Annotated in this window: 12 protein-coding genes; 8 read left to right on the top strand and 4 right to left on the bottom strand. The window is 68.1% G+C overall.

The window, feature by feature from the left end:
• Nucleotides 1-3: 3 nt before the first annotated feature.
• On the top strand, nt 4-747 hold the full coding sequence (gene cobF / locus AOM45_RS11045) for a precorrin-6A synthase (deacetylating) (protein WP_030467479.1): 744 nt from the start codon (nt 4-6) through the stop codon (nt 745-747).
• On the opposite strand, the gene AOM45_RS11040 is transcribed toward cobF, so the two are convergent.
• Nucleotides 726-1,307, bottom strand: coding sequence for a TetR/AcrR family transcriptional regulator (locus AOM45_RS11040; protein WP_051783293.1), 582 nt, complete (start codon nt 1,305-1,307; stop codon nt 726-728). The genes cobF and AOM45_RS11040 overlap by 22 nt on opposite strands.
• A 91-nt stretch (nt 1,308-1,398) precedes the next feature.
• Here AOM45_RS11040 and AOM45_RS11035 point away from each other — a divergent pair, with 91 nt between their 5' ends.
• The 3 genes from AOM45_RS11035 to AOM45_RS11025 all read left to right on the top strand — a co-directional run bounded on the left by AOM45_RS11035 (nt 1,399) and on the right by AOM45_RS11025 (nt 5,113).
• Nucleotides 1,399-2,214, top strand: a complete 816-nt coding sequence (locus AOM45_RS11035) for an oxidoreductase (protein ID WP_030467481.1) — start codon at nt 1,399-1,401, stop codon at nt 2,212-2,214.
• Nucleotides 2,215-2,272: 58 nt separating this feature from the next.
• Nucleotides 2,273-3,163 (top strand): helix-turn-helix transcriptional regulator, encoded by an 891-nt coding sequence (locus AOM45_RS11030; protein WP_030467482.1) that lies wholly within the window; start codon nt 2,273-2,275, stop codon nt 3,161-3,163.
• Between the two features lie 177 nt (nt 3,164-3,340).
• Nucleotides 3,341-5,113: an alpha/beta hydrolase gene (locus AOM45_RS11025; RefSeq protein WP_236703294.1), complete on the top strand. Its 1,773-nt coding sequence runs from the start codon at nt 3,341-3,343 to the stop codon at nt 5,111-5,113.
• Nucleotides 5,114-5,167: 54 nt separating this feature from the next.
• Here the strand turns inward: AOM45_RS11025 and AOM45_RS11020 are convergent, their stop codons facing one another.
• Nucleotides 5,168-5,863, bottom strand: a complete 696-nt coding sequence (locus AOM45_RS11020) for a PP2C family protein-serine/threonine phosphatase (RefSeq protein ID WP_035910125.1) — start codon at nt 5,861-5,863, stop codon at nt 5,168-5,170.
• 52 nt (nt 5,864-5,915) lie between these two features.
• Between AOM45_RS11020 and AOM45_RS11015 the strand changes: the two genes are divergently transcribed.
• Nucleotides 5,916-7,298, top strand: coding sequence for an N-6 DNA methylase (locus tag AOM45_RS11015; RefSeq protein ID WP_051783320.1), 1,383 nt, complete (start codon nt 5,916-5,918; stop codon nt 7,296-7,298).
• Between the two features lie 109 nt (nt 7,299-7,407).
• On the top strand, nt 7,408-8,289 hold the full coding sequence (locus AOM45_RS11010) for a serine/threonine-protein kinase (protein WP_030467486.1): 882 nt from the start codon (nt 7,408-7,410) through the stop codon (nt 8,287-8,289).
• 247 nt (nt 8,290-8,536) lie between these two features.
• Here AOM45_RS11010 and AOM45_RS49370 read toward each other — a convergent pair whose 3' ends face one another.
• Both AOM45_RS49370 and AOM45_RS11000 read right to left on the bottom strand, forming a co-directional pair.
• Nucleotides 8,537-9,397: a DNA-3-methyladenine glycosylase family protein gene (locus tag AOM45_RS49370; protein WP_236703293.1), complete on the bottom strand. Its 861-nt coding sequence runs from the start codon at nt 9,395-9,397 to the stop codon at nt 8,537-8,539.
• A 140-nt stretch (nt 9,398-9,537) separates the two neighbouring features.
• The gene (locus tag AOM45_RS11000) at nt 9,538-10,251 is read right to left on the bottom strand and encodes a response regulator (RefSeq protein WP_081902093.1); all 714 of its coding nucleotides are present in this window, start codon (nt 10,249-10,251) and stop codon (nt 9,538-9,540) included.
• Nucleotides 10,252-10,455: 204 nt separating this feature from the next.
• On the opposite strand from AOM45_RS11000, the gene AOM45_RS10995 reads away from it, so the two are divergent.
• Nucleotides 10,456-12,852, top strand: a complete 2,397-nt coding sequence (locus tag AOM45_RS10995; RefSeq protein WP_030467489.1) for an ATP-binding protein — start codon at nt 10,456-10,458, stop codon at nt 12,850-12,852.
• A gap of 407 nt (nt 12,853-13,259) precedes the next feature.
• Complete coding sequence (locus tag AOM45_RS10990; protein WP_030467490.1) at nt 13,260-14,882, top strand: glycosyl hydrolase family 18 protein; 1,623 nt, start codon at nt 13,260-13,262, stop codon at nt 14,880-14,882.
• Nucleotides 14,883-14,898: the final 16 nt, after the last annotated feature.

The raw sequence follows: 14,898 nt of genomic DNA, 5'->3' as shown, positions 1-14,898 counted from the left end.
GCGGTGCGAAAGATCCTGGTCATCGGTATCGGCGCGGGCAACCCCGACCACCTGACGGTGCAGGCCGTCAAGGCGTTGCAGACGGTCGACGTGTTCTTCGTGCTGGACAAGGGTTCGGTGAAGCAGGAGCTCGTCGATCTGCGTTCGTCGATCCTGGCGGCACACGTGACGCGGCCGTACCGGTGGGTCGAGGGCAGGGACCCGGAGCGCGACCGCGGTGCCACCGACTACGTGGCAGCGGTCGACGACTGGCGCCGTGCCAGGGCGGACGTGTGCCTGGAACTGCTGTCGGAGCTGGGTGAGGACGAGGTCGGCGCGTTCCTGGTGTGGGGCGACCCGTCCCTGTACGACTCGACACTGGCGATCCTCGACGACCTGCAGGCCCGCGGTTCGGAGTTCTCGGTGGACGTCATTCCGGGCGTGACGTCCGTCGCGGCACTGACGGCCGGCCACAAGGTGTCGCTCAACCAGGTCGGCAAGCCCGTGCAGATCACGACCGGCCGCAGGCTGGCCGCCGGGTGGCCGTCCGATGTGGACGACGTGGCCGTGATGCTGGACGCGAAGTACTCGTTCGAGGGCGTGGACCCGGACACGTGGATCTACTGGGGCGCATACCTCGGGATGCCGGACCAGATCCTGGTGTCGGGGCGCGTGGGGGACGTGGCCGCGAAGATCCGCGAGGTGCGCGAGGAAGCCCGTGCGCGCAAGGGTTGGATCATGGACACCTACCTGCTGCGCCGGAGCTGATCTTCGGTCCGGTGAGCAAACCGCTGTTCGGCGCGCTGACCCACAAGCCGCGCCACAGCTTTGACGACCAGTGCGCGAGTCGCAACCGGGGTGGAGAACGCCAGTATCGACATGTGGACAACGAGACCTAGGAGCTCTTCGGCCTCGAACTCCGCCGGCAGCCGGCCGGAGCGCTGTGCCTCAGCGATCGCGGCCACCTTCTCGACGTGCATGTCACCCTCGGCCTTGCTGATCGCCTCGAAGCCGTTCTCGAGCCGGTGATACCCGGCGAGCCTGAGCAGTTCAGGCTGCCGCTCGTAGGTGTCGAACAGACGACCGGCGTAGCCCGGCAGGTCGTCCGGCGTGATGGGAACAGCTTCGATCACGCGGGCGATCTGGATCTTCAGTACCTCCTCGAAGAGATCCTCCTTGCTCCCGAAGTAGGCGTAGATCATCGCCTTGTTGCAGCCCGCGTTGGACGCGATGCGGTCCACCCGCGCACCCGCGATGCCGTAGGTGGCGAACTCCGTCAGTGCCGCTTCCAGCAGCTTCGCCTTCGTTGCTTTCTTGTCCCTCACCACACAGCCAGTCTAACCAACTAGTTGGTTGACAAGCGAGCGAAGGCGTGGTTGCCTGATTCTAATCAACCAACCGGTTAGTTAGGAGCGGGTCATGAAGGTCGCACTGGTCACGGGTGCCTCGTCGGGCATCGGCGAGTCCACGGCGCTCGAGCTGCACAAAGCGGGCTACACCGTCTACGCGGCAGCCCGCCGGGTGCAACGGATGGAAGGCCTGGCCGCCCAGGGCATCCGGGTGCTCGCGATGGACGTCACCAACGACGAGTCGATGGTCGAGGGCGTCAAGAAGATCATCGCTGAGACCGGCCGCATCGACGTGCTCGTCAACAACGCCGGGTACGGCTCGTACGGCGCCGTCGAGGACGTGCCGCTCGACGAGGCGAAGTACCAGTTCGAGGTCAACGTGTTCGGGCTCGCCCGGCTCGTGCAGCTCGTCGCGCCGCACATGAGGGAGCAGCGGAGCGGGCGGATCGTGAACGTGTCGTCGATCGGCGGACGGATCTACGAACCGCTGGGTGCCTGGTACCACTCGACGAAGTTCGCGGTCGAAGGTCTGAGCGACTCGTTGCGCCTGGAGCTGAAGCCGTTCGGGATCGACGTCGTGGTGATCCAGCCCGGTGGGATCAAGACCGAGTGGGGCGGAATCGCCGTCGAGAACATGCAGAAGACGTCCGGCGGCGGCGCCTACAAGGAGCAGGTGCGGCAGTTGTCCGGGCTCTTCTCGCAGGCCGAGCGCGGCAGCGAGCCGAAGGTCATCGCGGACGTCATCGTGAAGGCGGCACAGGCTCGCCGGCCTCGCACGCGGTACGCCGCGGGCTTCGGGGCGCGGCCGATCCTGTTCGCCCGCAGGGTGTTGTCGGACCGGGCGTTCGACGCGATGTTCCTCGGGGCGCTGCGCCGGTTCGCCTAACGGCTGTTCCACCTGTTCGGGCAGGTACCTTCGGTTCAGAGCCACCGAGGGGAGTCGGGTGCACGAGGGGTTGTCGCCGGAAGCCGAGAAGTTGTACCTGGCGATGTTGCGCGGTGACCACGCGGAGCCCGGCGCGGCGCACGACGAGCTCGAACGTCTGGGACTGGTCAGGAACAACGACGTGCGTCCTCCGCGGTCGGCGCTGGCCGCGATCGCGTCGAGTCACGAGGCCGCGGCCGTCCGGGCCAGGGAGACAGCCGAGGTCCTGGCCGCCGCGTACGCCGAGCGCGGCGCGAAGGAGGTCGACTTCGTCGAGGTCCTCAAGGACGCCGGCGAGGTGATCAGCGCGTTCGAGGAGATGCAGAGCCAGGCCAAGACGGAGGTCCGGGCGCTGGATCCCGGTTCCTACCTCAGCCCGCAGCCGGAGGCGAGTCCCGCGCAACCTCCCGCGCTGGCCCGCGGTGTCGCGTACCGGGTCGTGTACGAGTCGGCGTTGTTGCAGACAGCTCAAGGATTCGCGTCGGTGCAGGAGAGCATCGCGGCGGGCGAGCAGGCGCGGGCGTTTCCCGGCGTGCCGCTCAAGCTCGTGATCGCCGACTCGGACCGGGCCCTGATCGCGGTGCCGACGGTCACCGGCGGGAACGTCGTGGCGCTGCTGATTCACCCGTCCGTGCTGCTGAGCGCGCTCGTCGAGTTGTTCGAGGCGTTCTGGCGGATGGCGGTGTCGATCACGCCGGGCAGCCAGGAAGACACCAGGGAAGAGCCGACGACTGCGACGCGGCGCCTGATGGCGCTGCTCAGCGCGGGTCTGACGGACGAGTCGATCGCCCGCGAGCTCGGCGTCAGCGAACGGACGGTGCACCGGAGGGTGAGCCGGCTCCAGCAGTTGCTGGGCGCCCAGACGCGGTTCCAGCTCGGCGTGCAGGCATCACGGCGAGGTTGGCTCTAGTCACGCAAGGTCACGAACGCTTGGGTGTTCATCACTCTGTGAACACCTTTGGTGACAGTTTCCAGACATGGCGACTTTCTGCCATCACCCGCGAGTGTCAAAAACGTTCTTGTCCCTTCCTCACCTTCTGAAGGCACGGCTGAACCCAGCCGTGTCGGGGGCAGGAAGGGATCCACCGTGAGGCAGTACTTCAGAGGCGGCATCGCCGCGGTGACAGGGGTGTTGATCGCCACCAGCGTCGTGCTGACGCCGACGGCGAACGCGGCGGCGAAGCAGGACCCGGACACGCAGGCGCTCGCGGGCGCCCTGGCCACCCAGACCGTCAAGTGGGAAGAGTGCACCTTCCCCGGCGTGGCCGAGGAGACCGTCAAGAAGTTCAAGACCGTCAAGGGCCTGGCCTGCGCCACCGTCCAGGTGCCGCGCGACTGGCACAACCCGGCCGACGGCAACACGATCGGCATCCGCGTCTCCAAGACCGAGACCGCCTACAAGGGCACCAGCCGCCAGGGCATCGCGCTGGTCAACCCCGGTGGCCCCGGCGGCTCCGGCCTGCCGTGGGGTGCGGCGATGGCCCTGCGCGCCCCGGTGCTCGCCGGCCAGTACGACTTCATCGGCTTCGACCCGCGCGGTGTCGGCCTCTCCACGCCGCTCACGTGCAGCTACACCGTCCCGAGCAGCACCGACCCCGACGTGCTGAACAGGGCGAAGGTCAAGGGCTGCCTCGAGAACCCGCTCACGCCGTTCATCACGACCGAGCAGACCACGTACGACATGGACTTCATCCGCGTCCTGCTCGGCGAGAAGAAGACCTCGTACATCGGCTACTCCTACGGCACGTGGCTCGGCACCTGGTACGCCGCCACGTTCCCCGGCAAGGTCCACCGGATGCTGCTCGACTCGGCCGTCGACGCCTCGCAGTCGACGCTGGAGAACACGTGGGACCTGCAGCCGCGCACCCGCGACCGCCAGTTCCAGGAGGCGCTGCTGCCGTACATGGCGCGCAACGACGCCAAGTACGCGCAGGGCACCGACCCGATGGAGATCCGCCGCAAGTGGGAGAAGGCCGGCGGCACCCGTGAGTTCCTCGGCCAGCTGTTCGTCGCGTGGTTCGTGATCCCGGCCATGTACGACACCACCCAGTACCCGACCGCCGCCTCCGCGGTGTCCGCGGTGATCGGTGACTCCGCCGCCGCCGGCACGGACTCGGAGAAGGTCGAGCTGCTCGTCTCGAAGATGCTCGCGACGCCGGGCCTGACGGACGAGAACAAGGCGTTCATCGCCAAGGGCAAGCAGAACGCGCTCGCCGCGATCGCCAAGAAGGAGCGCGTCGCGGTGAAGTCCACGACCGCCGCGGCCGAGGTCGAGACCTGGGACGCCACGTTCGAGGCCATCCGCTGCCAGGACGGTCAGTGGAACCAGAACCTGCACTACTGGAAGTACTGGCTGGCCGACCTGACCGTGAACGCGCCGTTCATCGCGCCGTTCATGGACACGCCGCTGTGCGCCTACTGGCCGACCAAGAACTCGATGCCGAAGCCGGACAAGAAGACGTTCCCGCGTCTGCTGGTCGCGCAGAGCGAACTCGACGCCGCCACCGCGTACGAGGGTGGTCTCGCGACGGCCAAGGCCCTGCCGAACGCCAAGATGATCAGCGTCGACAACGAGGGCTCGCACGGCCTGTTCCCGTACAACACGGACTGCGTCGACGACCCGATCACGTTCTACTTCCAGACCGGTGCGACCCCGCGCAAGCAGTTCACCGGTTGCCAGGGGCTCCCGCTGCCCGGTGAGGACAAGACGTTCGACGTCGGCGGCAAGCTCACCAACGGCAAGATCAAGATCAAGATGATCACGCCGGCCGTCAAGGAGGCCAACAAGATCGTCAAGGACCTGCTCAGCGGTTCCTCGACGGCGGCTGCCGACGAGTCGGGCATGCCGGCCAACCTGTAACACCCTGTTGAAGCTGCGGTCCCCGGCACGTCGTGCCGGGGACCGTTCCCATCTCTAGCGCTGCCACCACTTCTTCTTGACGACGTCGGTGATCACGCACGTGATGTTGTCGGGGCCGCCGTTGCCGTTGGCGAGCGCGATCAGCTGCCAGGCCGCCTCCGTACCGTCCTGTGTGGACAGCAGGATCTCGTGGACGTCCTCGATGTCCGCGTAGTCCGTGAGGCCGTCGCTGCACAGCAGGTAGCGGTCCTCGATCTTGGCCTGGTGCCACGACAGGTCCGGGTCGTGCGAGCTGCCGGACTGGAGCGCCCTGAGCACGTAGGCGCGGCGGGGGTGGTTCGCGGCCTCCTCCGGCGTCATCCGGCCGGCGTCGACGAGGGCCTGCACCATGGTGTGGTCGTGGGAGATCTGGCGGAGCTCGCCCTCCCTGAGCACGTACGCGCGGGAGTCGCCGATGTGAGCGAGCTGGAACGCGAGGCCCTCCCAGCGCATCGCGGTGAGCGTGGTGCCGGTGCCCTGCGGGGTCTCGGCGTCGAGCCTGCGCGCGATCTCGGTGACCGCGGGTCCGAGGTCGCCCTGCCACGCCGCCAGGACGTCCACCGCGATCGCACTGGCGAGCTCGCCGTACTCGTGGCCGCCCATGCCGTCGGCCACGGCCTGCAGGTCCGGCCGGACGTAGACCGAATCCTCGTTGTGCTCGCGGACGAGCCCCGGATCGGTCGCCACGGCGATGCGCAGCTCGTGTGTCATGCCTCCAGTACATCAGTTGTGAACTCACTTCACAAGCAATACGGTTGTGAACATGGATGAGACGGTCAACGCCGGTGACATAGCGCGCCTCGCAGACGTGGGGCGGGCAGCCGTGTCGAACTGGCGGCGGCGGTTCGAGGACTTCCCGTCGCCGGTCGGCGGGACGGCCTCCAGTCCGTTGTACCTGCTGCGCGACGTGGAGGCATGGCTTCGGCGCAACGGCAAGCCGTTCCGCGTCTCTCCCGCCGAACGCCTCTGGACCCAGCTCCGGACCGTGGACGACCTGAAGCTCGGCGAGGCGCTGGCCGCGGTCGACGCCGATCCCGCGACCTTCGAGTTCCTGCACGAGCGCTACCTCGAAGCGCACTCACGGCTGCTCAACCCCACCCCGCCCGAGGTCGTCGACGTCGTCCTGGCCACGACCGACGGCGACACGGTGATCGATCCGGCGTGCGGCACGGGTTCGCTGCTGATGGCGTCCGCAGGCAGGCACAAGATCGGCCAGGAGCTGGACCCGGTGTCGGCGGTCATCGCCAGGCGCCGGATGCCCCGTGCGCAGATCTTCACCGGCGACTCGTTGCGGCACAACGGCATCACCCACCGCGCCGACGCGGTGCTCTGCGACCCGCCGTGGCACGACCGGACGTGGGGTCACGAGGAGCTCGTCGGCGACGCGCGGTGGACCTACGGACTCCCCCCGCGCGGCGAACCGGAGCTGGCCTGGGTGCAGCACTGCCTTTCGCTGGCCAAGCCCGGCGGCCTGGTCGCGGTCCTGCTGCCGTCGGCCGCCGCCTCCCGCCGTCCGGGCAAGCGAATCCGCGGCAACCTGTTGCGGGCCGGCGCTCTGCGCGGCGTGATGACCGTGCAGCCGGGCCGCGACCTGTGGCTGCTGCGCAACCCGGTCGGCCGCGCGCCCGAGCACATCGCGTTGCTGGAACGCCCAGGCCCGATCGAGCCGAACACGCGGGTCATCGACCTGCTCGACGACGACGTCGACCTCAGCCCGGCCCGGCACAGCGGCACCGACGTCTCGACCTACCTCGCGGCACAACCGGCGTTCGCGCTGCCTTCGTTGCCACCGCTGCAAGAACAGACCACCGTGCCGATGACGACGATCGGCGAACTGGTCCGCAGCGCCCCCGGCAAGCACGTCGTCACCTCCCCCACCGGCGCGACGTACGAGATCAATCCCTTGAAGGTCGACCCCGACTACCTGGAGGGCGTGCTGCGCGCGGCGTTCGCCCGCACCCCGACCGGCTCGACGCGCCTCGACGTCCGGCGGACGCAGGTGCCGTCACTGCCGATCCAGGAACAGCGCCGGTACGGACAGGCGTTCGCCCAGCTCAAGGCGCTGGAGACAGGTCTGGAAGAAGCAGCCGCGCTGGTTCGTTTGGGCTACAATGGGCTTCTGAGCGGACAGATCCGACCAGCGTGATCAGGGCAGATTCACCCGTTCGAGATGTCCTGAAACGCTGTTACGGTCGCCTCGCTATCGAGGAAGCGCGCGGGGGCAGCGGCCAGGGACCGGCGGTTAGGCTTCGCGGGTGCTGATCGCCGACCGCTACGAGATCGACGACCTGCCGTTGGGGCGGGGTGGCATGGGTTCCGTGCACAAGGGCCGGGACCTGCGCCTGGATCGACGGGTCGCGGTGAAGCTCCTGCGCCTCCCAGGCAGCGACGAGGAGGTGCAGCACCGCTTCGCGCGCGAGGCGAGGATCGTGGCCAAGCTGGAGCATCCCGGCGTCCCGGTCCTGTACGACTTCGGCACGTACGACCAGCGCCTGTTCCAGGTCATGCAGTTCGTGGACGGCGTGACGATCGCCGACCTGGTGGGCGAGTTCGGCCCGCTCCCCGAATCCCGGGCGGCGAACATCGCCGCCCAAACCGCCGCCGTCCTCGCCGAGGCCCACGAGCACGGCATCTGCCACCGCGACCTCAAGCCCACCAACCTGATGCTGTGCCCCGACGGCGCCGTGAAAGTCCTGGACTTCGGCCTCGCGCTGCTCAAGGAGAGCGACGTGGCCCCGTTCAGCCGCGCGGGCCAGATCCTGGGAACGCCGTCCTACATGGCTCCCGAACAGATCCAGCGCGGCACCGCCGAACCGCGCAGCGACCTGTACGCGCTGGGCTGCGTGCTGCACGAAATGCTGACCGGCGAACAACTCTTCACCGGCCCGACGGCCTACGCGGTGTTCGACAAGCACGTCAAGGAACCCCCGCGGCCGGTGCCGGGCGCGCTCGACCCGGTGGTGCAACGGTTGCTGGCCAAGGACCCCGACGACCGCCCCGCGTCGGCGCTCGACGTGTTCGCCGACCTGCAGAGGTTCGCGCAAGATCCGCCGCCGCTGCCGGGGTTCGTGCGGGACGGGTCGGCGGCGGCGATGTACGCGAGCATGCAACGGATGCGGCGGCTCGACACCTCCTGAGGGTGGCCGGGCCAAGGAAGTAGGACCGGAAAGGCAAGGTTGGGGTCGGCCGGGCCGAGGAGGCAGCTGCCGGATCGGGGCGGCCAGGTCAGGGCGGCCAGCACTGGGATGACGGCCAGCGCTAAAACTGTAGACAGCGCTGAAGAGGCGAGCCGCCGACCTGAGCCGGCAACCCAGCCTCAAGGGCGTGGGGGTGCACCAGACGGCTGCGCAACTTCTCACCAACGGCGCAACCCCCGCCCCCAGCTCAAGCCGGAATCCGATTCACCTCGTGATCACCGGTGGCCCACAGGTGCTGCACCGCATAAGCCCGCCAAGGCCGCCAAGCCTCCGCACGCCGCACCAACGCCGCCGGCGTCGAAGGCAGCCCCAACGCCTTGGCCGCCAGCCGGATCCCGAGATCGGTGGGCAGGAACGCGTCCGGGTCGCCCAGCGAACGCATCGCAATCGATTCGACAGTCCACGGCCCGAACCCCGGCAGCGACGCCAGCCACTCGCGGGCGACCGCGCGGTCGGCGTGAGGTGAGAGGTCCAAACCGGACTGAAGTGCTTCCAGCAACGCGGACATCGTGCGGCGGCGGGACTCGGGCATCGCCAGGTCGGCCGGGTCGAAGTCCAGCGGGAACAGGTGCAGGTCGCCCACCGGGGTGCCGTGGCGCGACACCAGGCGGGCGGCGTGGGTTCGGGCGGCCTTCGTCGAGACCTGTTGGCCCAGCACGGCACGGATCGCGAACTCCGCGCCGTCCACCGTGCGCGGGACTCGGCGGCCCGGCGCTGTCGAAATTAGTGGTGCCAGAAGAGGATCGGCCGACAAAGCATCGTCCACCGAAGAAGGATCGGTGTCGAGGTCCAGCAGGAAGCGACAAAGGTCTAGAGCACTAGCCAAATCGCGAGGATCCGAGAGTTCCACTGTGCACGCGATGTGGTCGGGGAACGGTTGCAGGGCCGCGATCCCGAATCCGTCAGGTAGCCGCAAGGTGCGCCGGTAGACGCCGTCGCGCCATTCCTCCACGCCTGGCACGGCGGTGGCGATGAGGTGGCCGAACAAGTTGTCGGGACACAGAGGTGCTTGAAAGGGCAAGCGTTCCGAGAACTTCTCCAGCCGCATGAAGGCAAGCATGCCTTGAGTCCAGCCGAGACGCTGGCGGGAAAGAGACATCACTATGGACGGGGCCAACCGGGTGACCTGCTTCGCCGCGCGAAAATCCGTGGCTAGTCTGACTTCAACGCCGTTGCAGAAATGTCAGTTCAGCAGGGAAGGGCGGCGTCGCGTGCGATGAGAGCGGCCTGGACGCGGTTGTCGCACCGCAGTTTCGTCAGCAGTCGGCTGACGTGGGCCTTGATCGCCCCCTCCGAGAGGTACATGAGCCTTGCGATGCGTGCGTTCGCCATGCCCTGCGCCAAGTACACGAGCACTTCCTGCTCCCGTCGAGTGAGCAGGCTGATGCGGCTGCGCGCGGCGTCGCGGCGTTCCGAGTCGGCGCCGGTGAAGTGGTCGACGAGCGCTCGGGTCGCGGACGGCGACAGGATCGCCTCGCCCGCTGCCACGGCGCGGACTGCGTTCACCAGCGCGTCGGGTTCGCTGTTCTTGAAGAGGAATCCCGCCGCGCCCGCTCGCAGCGCCGGGAAGAGCAACTCCTCGGTCGGCGCGGTGCACAGCACGATCACCTGCGTTCCCGGCACGAGCCGGCGGATCATGCGCACGGCTCCCAGGCTCTCCATGCCTGGCATCGCGGCGTCCATCAGCAGCACCTGCGGACGTTGCCGCCGCGCGAGCTCCACCGCGCCGCCGCCGTCGCCGGCCTCGCCGACCACCGCCAGGTTGGCGGAACGTTCCAGCACACCACGGACTCCCGTGCGGACCAGAGCCTCGTCGTCAGCGATGCCAACGGTGATCGTGCGCGACTTGTCCACCAGTTGCAGACCTGCGCTCGCCCACGAGGTGCTCGTCGTCAACGTCATGCGCACTCCCTGTCAGACCGGACCAGTCGCCAGTTTGTTCCCGAACGAGGATCTCGGGAAGGCAGGCATAACGACCGTGTTGCGAACCGTCTCGCGCACGCCGACGTGTAACGGGTTGCACACGGCAGGCCACCGCCCGCCACCTGCGCGTTCGCCGCACCGAGACAGGAACGGCCTGCCGTTACGGCTCGAGGAGAGGGACTCATGACCAGCACCGGACGTTGCGCCCTGTGCGACGGCACGCTGCCTCCCGCCACCTCCGAGCAGCGCAGGTCCTACTGCTCCAACGCGTGCCGCCAACGGGCGTATCGCCGCCGTGTCACCGTTTCCGCTCCCGCGCCCGCCACCAGGCAGAACCTGCGCGTGCTGTCGAACCTGCCCGCCGCGCGCGACTCGTTCGTCGGACGCCAGCAGGAGCTCTCGAAGCTCGACCAGCTGTTGCGCAGGCACCGTCTCGTTACGCTCGTGGGCAGTGCGGGTGCGGGCAAGACTCGGCTCGCGCTGGAGGCCGCGGGACGGTTGCGGCGCGGGCGAACGGACAGGGTCCTGCTCGTCGAGCTCGGCGAGATCACCGCTTCCGACGACGTCATGCCCGCCGTGGCCGACGCGCTCGGTGTCGTCGCGCAGCCGGACGAACCGTTGTGCGACACGGTCGTGGAAACGCTCGTGAACATGAAAGTGGTCGTAGTCCTCGACAACTGCGAACACCTTCTCGATTCGTGCGCCGAACTCGTCGACGTCCTGCTGAACCGCTGCCCCGGTGTGCGGGTGCTCGCGACGTCACGTGAGGCGCTGTGGATCACCGGTGAGGTCAGCTTTCACGTTGAGGGTTTGCCGGTTGCGTCAACGGATCGGGACCTGGTGACGACGGCAGCGCCGCGCTCCGAGGCCGTGAAGCTGTTCGTGGAACGGGCGCGCGAACGCAAGCCCGACTTCCGCTTGACGCCCGAGAACACCGCCGCGGTCGCGTTGCTGTGCGCACGGCTGGAGGGGATGCCGCTCGCGATCGAGCTGGCGGCGCGCTGGGTGCAGTTGTTGCCGGTGGCGGACATCTGCGACCGCATGGACGAGCCGCTCGAGCTCCTGACGCTGGGCTGCCGGAAGTCGCCGTCGCGCCAACGGTCGCTGCGCGAGGCCATCGACTGGAGCTACCAGTTGCTCGCGCCGGACGAACAGTTCGCGCTGCGCCGGCTTTCCGTGTTCGACGGCGGTTTCGACCTCGCCGCGGCGACCGAGGTCTGCTCGTCGGAACGATCCGCCGAACCGGTGCTGGACGTGCTGTCGCGGTTGCAGGCGAAGTCGCTGCTGACGGCGATCCCCGGCACGACGAGGTTCCGGCAGCTGGAGTCGGTCCGGCTGCACGCCAGGGAGAAGCTGCTGGCGGCCGGCGAGCTCGACATCGCCTACGAGGCGCTGGCCCGGTGGTTCACGGACCTGGCGGACGTGCTGGTCACCGCGCCGCTGTCGGTGCCGGCCGAGGTGCAGCAGAAGCTCGACAACCACGTGGACAGCCTGCTCGGCACGGTCGAATGGGCGGCTGACCGTTCCGACGAACGGTTGCTGCTGCTGACCGCGGCCCTGGCGGACTCCGCGGCTCGACGCGGACGCCTCGGGCAGGCGCGAGTGATGTTGCGCGACGCGTTGCGACGACCGTCCACTCGGGACGACTACCGCTGCGTGGCGCTCAACCACGCCGCCCGGTTCGCGACCGAGCAGGGGGACCACGACGAGGCCGCCGAGTTGTCGGGCGAGGCGTCACGGCTGGTGCGGAACCTCCCGTTGCCGGCGCTGGCGATGAGCTGTCGCAGCACGTTGGCGGCAGTGCAGCAGTCGTCCGGCGAGTGGGAGGCGTCGGCGCAGAACAACGCAGAGTGCCTGAGGGTGGCCGAGTTGTTGGGCGAGCCCTTAGCGCGTGCGACGTGTTTGGTGGATTTGGCACGCACGGCCTTGTCGCAGGGCAAGCACGAACGCGCCGAGAAGAACGTCATGAAGGCGTTGCCGATCTCGCGCGCGTCGGGCATGCCCGCGCGCATCGCCTCTGCTCTGAACACACGCGGTGCCGTGGCGTTGGTGCAGGGAGACCTGGACGAGGCGATGCACGCTTTCCGCGAGGCGCTGCGCATGGACGGCATCAACCCGTTGACCGCACCAGACGCGCTGGAGGGCTTGGCCGTTGTGGCTTTGATGCGCGGTCAGGCCGAGCGCGCGCTACGGCTGGAAGCGACCGGACGGGCGTTGCGGCGATCGGTCGGTGTGGTGCCGGACGCGTTCTGGGCGGAAAAGGTCGCCGGCGCCATGCGCACCGCACGGCTGATGCTGCCCGTTGCGCGCGCGGAGGCTGCTGCAACGCCGTTGACGGCTGCGGAGACCGAGGCGTTCGTTCAGGACGAGGTGTGGCTGGACCGCACGGACTCGTTGGACGAGCACGAGCGGCGGGTGATCGCGCTGCTGGCTTCGGGGCTGACGAACCAGCAGATCGCGAACCGGCTCGGGGTGTCGGTGCGGACGGTGGCTTCGCGGTTGCAGCGGTTGCGGGAGAAGCTCGGGCTGCAGAGCCGGGAGGACATCGCGGCCTGGGGTGCGGAGCGAGCGATCGGCTGACGCCGGTGTGCGCCGAGCACCCGTCCTTGCCGTGGAAGAGGTCCGACAACTTGCTCGGATCCCAACCGATCTTCTCGCAGATCTCGCGCCCGGTCAGACCGGTACCGGCGATGGCCGCACGCACACCGTCACCGAGCTCGCGGCCGCGCGTCGTGGAGAAACGCTTTGGCATGGAACGAAGTTGGAGCCGTCCGTCCTCTGTGTGCAGTCACCGCACCACAACTCGACCTGAAGGGGGTGCCGTCTCGGAACCCCTCCAATGGTTGACCAAGTAGACCGGAACTGGACAACCGGCGCTCTGGAACCGTTTTCGGACTGCTCCGTTCGAGTGACGGCAGAGGTCTAGACCTTGACCTTTGAGTGGTCTAAACCACATCGTTCCGGTACCCCTGCGACTGAGGAGACCGATGTCCAAGTTCCGATGGCATCTAGCTGCTCTCTTCGCGGCCGTCGCCGCGATGGTCCTCGGCATCGTCGTCGTGCCCGCTGCTAGCGGTGCCGGTGGCGTGTCCGCCACGTTCTCCAAGGGTTCGGACTGGGGAACGGGCTTCGAGGGCAAGTACACGATCACGAACAACAGCACGGCGGCCCTGACGTCGTGGACTGTCGAGTTCACGCTCCCTGCCAACCACCGGGTCACGTCCCTGTGGGACGGCTCCTACACGACGTCCGGCCAGGTCGTCACGGTCAAGAACACCTGGAACGGCAACATCGGTGTCGGGCAGTCGGCGAGCTTCGGCTTCAACGGCGCGTACACCGGCACGTTCGGTGCGCCGACCAACTGCAAGCTCAACGGTGGCTCGTGCGACGCGGGCGGGACGAACCCGACCACGACGACCACGACGTCGACTACCACCACCACGACTACGACCACCACGACGACCACCACCACCACTGGTCCGCCGCCGCCTCCCGGGAAGATCAACCTGGGCTACTTCGCGGAGTGGGGTGTCTACCCGGCTCGCAACTACCAGGTGAAGAACATCGACACCTCCGGTTCCGCGAGCAAGCTGACGCACATCAACTACGCGTTCGGCAACGTGTCGGGCGGTCAGTGCACCATCGGTGAGTCGTACCCCGCTCTCGAGAAGGCCATGACGGCGGCGGAGAGCGTGGACGGTGTCGCCGACACGTGGGACCAGCCGGTTCGCGGCAACTTCAACCAGTTGCTCAAGCTGAAGAAGAAGTACCCGCACCTCAAGGTCCTGTACTCGTTCGGTGGCTGGACCTGGTCCGGTGGCTTCGGCCAGGCCGCGCAGAACCCGGCCGCGTTCGCCGAGTCCTGCTACAAGCTGCTCGAGGACCCGCGCTGGGCGAACCTGTTCGACGGCATCGACATCGACTGGGAGTACCCGAACGCCTGTGGTCTCTCGTGCGACACGAGTGGTGCGGCGGCGTACAAGAACCTGATGCAGGCGCTGCGTGCCCGCTTCGGTTCGAGCTACCTCGTCACCTCGGCGATCACCGCTGACGGTTCCAACGGCGGCAAGATCGACGCGGCCGACTACGGGCCCGCGGCGCAGTACATCGACTGGTACAACGTCATGACGTACGACTACTTCGGTGCGTGGGCGGCGCAGGGTCCGACGGCTCCGCACTCCCCGCTGACGTCGTACTCGGGCATCCCGACCGCCGGCTTCAACGCCGAGGCCGCGATCTCCAAGCTGCGTTCGAAGGGTGTTCCGGCGTCCAAGCTCCTGCTCGGCATCGGCTTCTACGGCCGCGGCTGGCAGGGCGTCACGCAGGCGGCGCCCGGTGGCACGGCGACGGGTCCGGCTCCGGGCACGTTCGAGCAGGGCATCGAGGACTACAAGGTCCTGAAGACCAAGTGCCCCGCCACGGGCACGGTCGCGGGCACGGCCTACGCGTTCTGCAACGGCCAGTGGTGGAGCTACGACACCCCGCAGACGATCGCGAGCAAGATCTCCTGGGCACGCGGCCAGGGCCTCGGCGGCGCGTTCTTCTGGGAGCTCACGGGTGACACCGCGAACGGAGAGTTGATCACAGCGATGAGGAACGCGCTCGGCTAGTTCCTCGCACGCCGGG

It is taken from the genome of Lentzea aerocolonigenes (assembly GCF_000974445.1).
Lineage (GTDB): Bacteria > Actinomycetota > Actinomycetes > Mycobacteriales > Pseudonocardiaceae > Lentzea > Lentzea aerocolonigenes.
This window is presented reverse-complemented; position numbering and strand designations above follow the sequence as displayed.

Bases quoted from the DNA above. Each gene is read 5' to 3' on its own strand.
- AOM45_RS11035 (WP_030467481.1), top strand. From the start codon at position 1,399: ATGAAGGTCGCACTGGTCACGGGTGCCTCGTCGGGCATCGGCGAGTCC.
- AOM45_RS11020 (WP_035910125.1), bottom strand. From the start codon at position 5,863: ATGACACACGAGCTGCGCATCGCCGTGGCGACCGATCCGGGGCTCGTC.
- AOM45_RS11015 (WP_051783320.1), top strand. From the start codon at position 5,916: ATGGATGAGACGGTCAACGCCGGTGACATAGCGCGCCTCGCAGACGTG.
- AOM45_RS49370 (WP_236703293.1), bottom strand. From the start codon at position 9,397: ATGCGGCTGGAGAAGTTCTCGGAACGCTTGCCCTTTCAAGCACCTCTG.
- AOM45_RS11000 (WP_081902093.1), bottom strand. From the start codon at position 10,251: ATGACGTTGACGACGAGCACCTCGTGGGCGAGCGCAGGTCTGCAACTG.
- AOM45_RS10995 (WP_030467489.1), top strand. From the start codon at position 10,456: ATGACCAGCACCGGACGTTGCGCCCTGTGCGACGGCACGCTGCCTCCC.
- AOM45_RS10990 (WP_030467490.1), top strand. From the start codon at position 13,260: ATGTCCAAGTTCCGATGGCATCTAGCTGCTCTCTTCGCGGCCGTCGCC.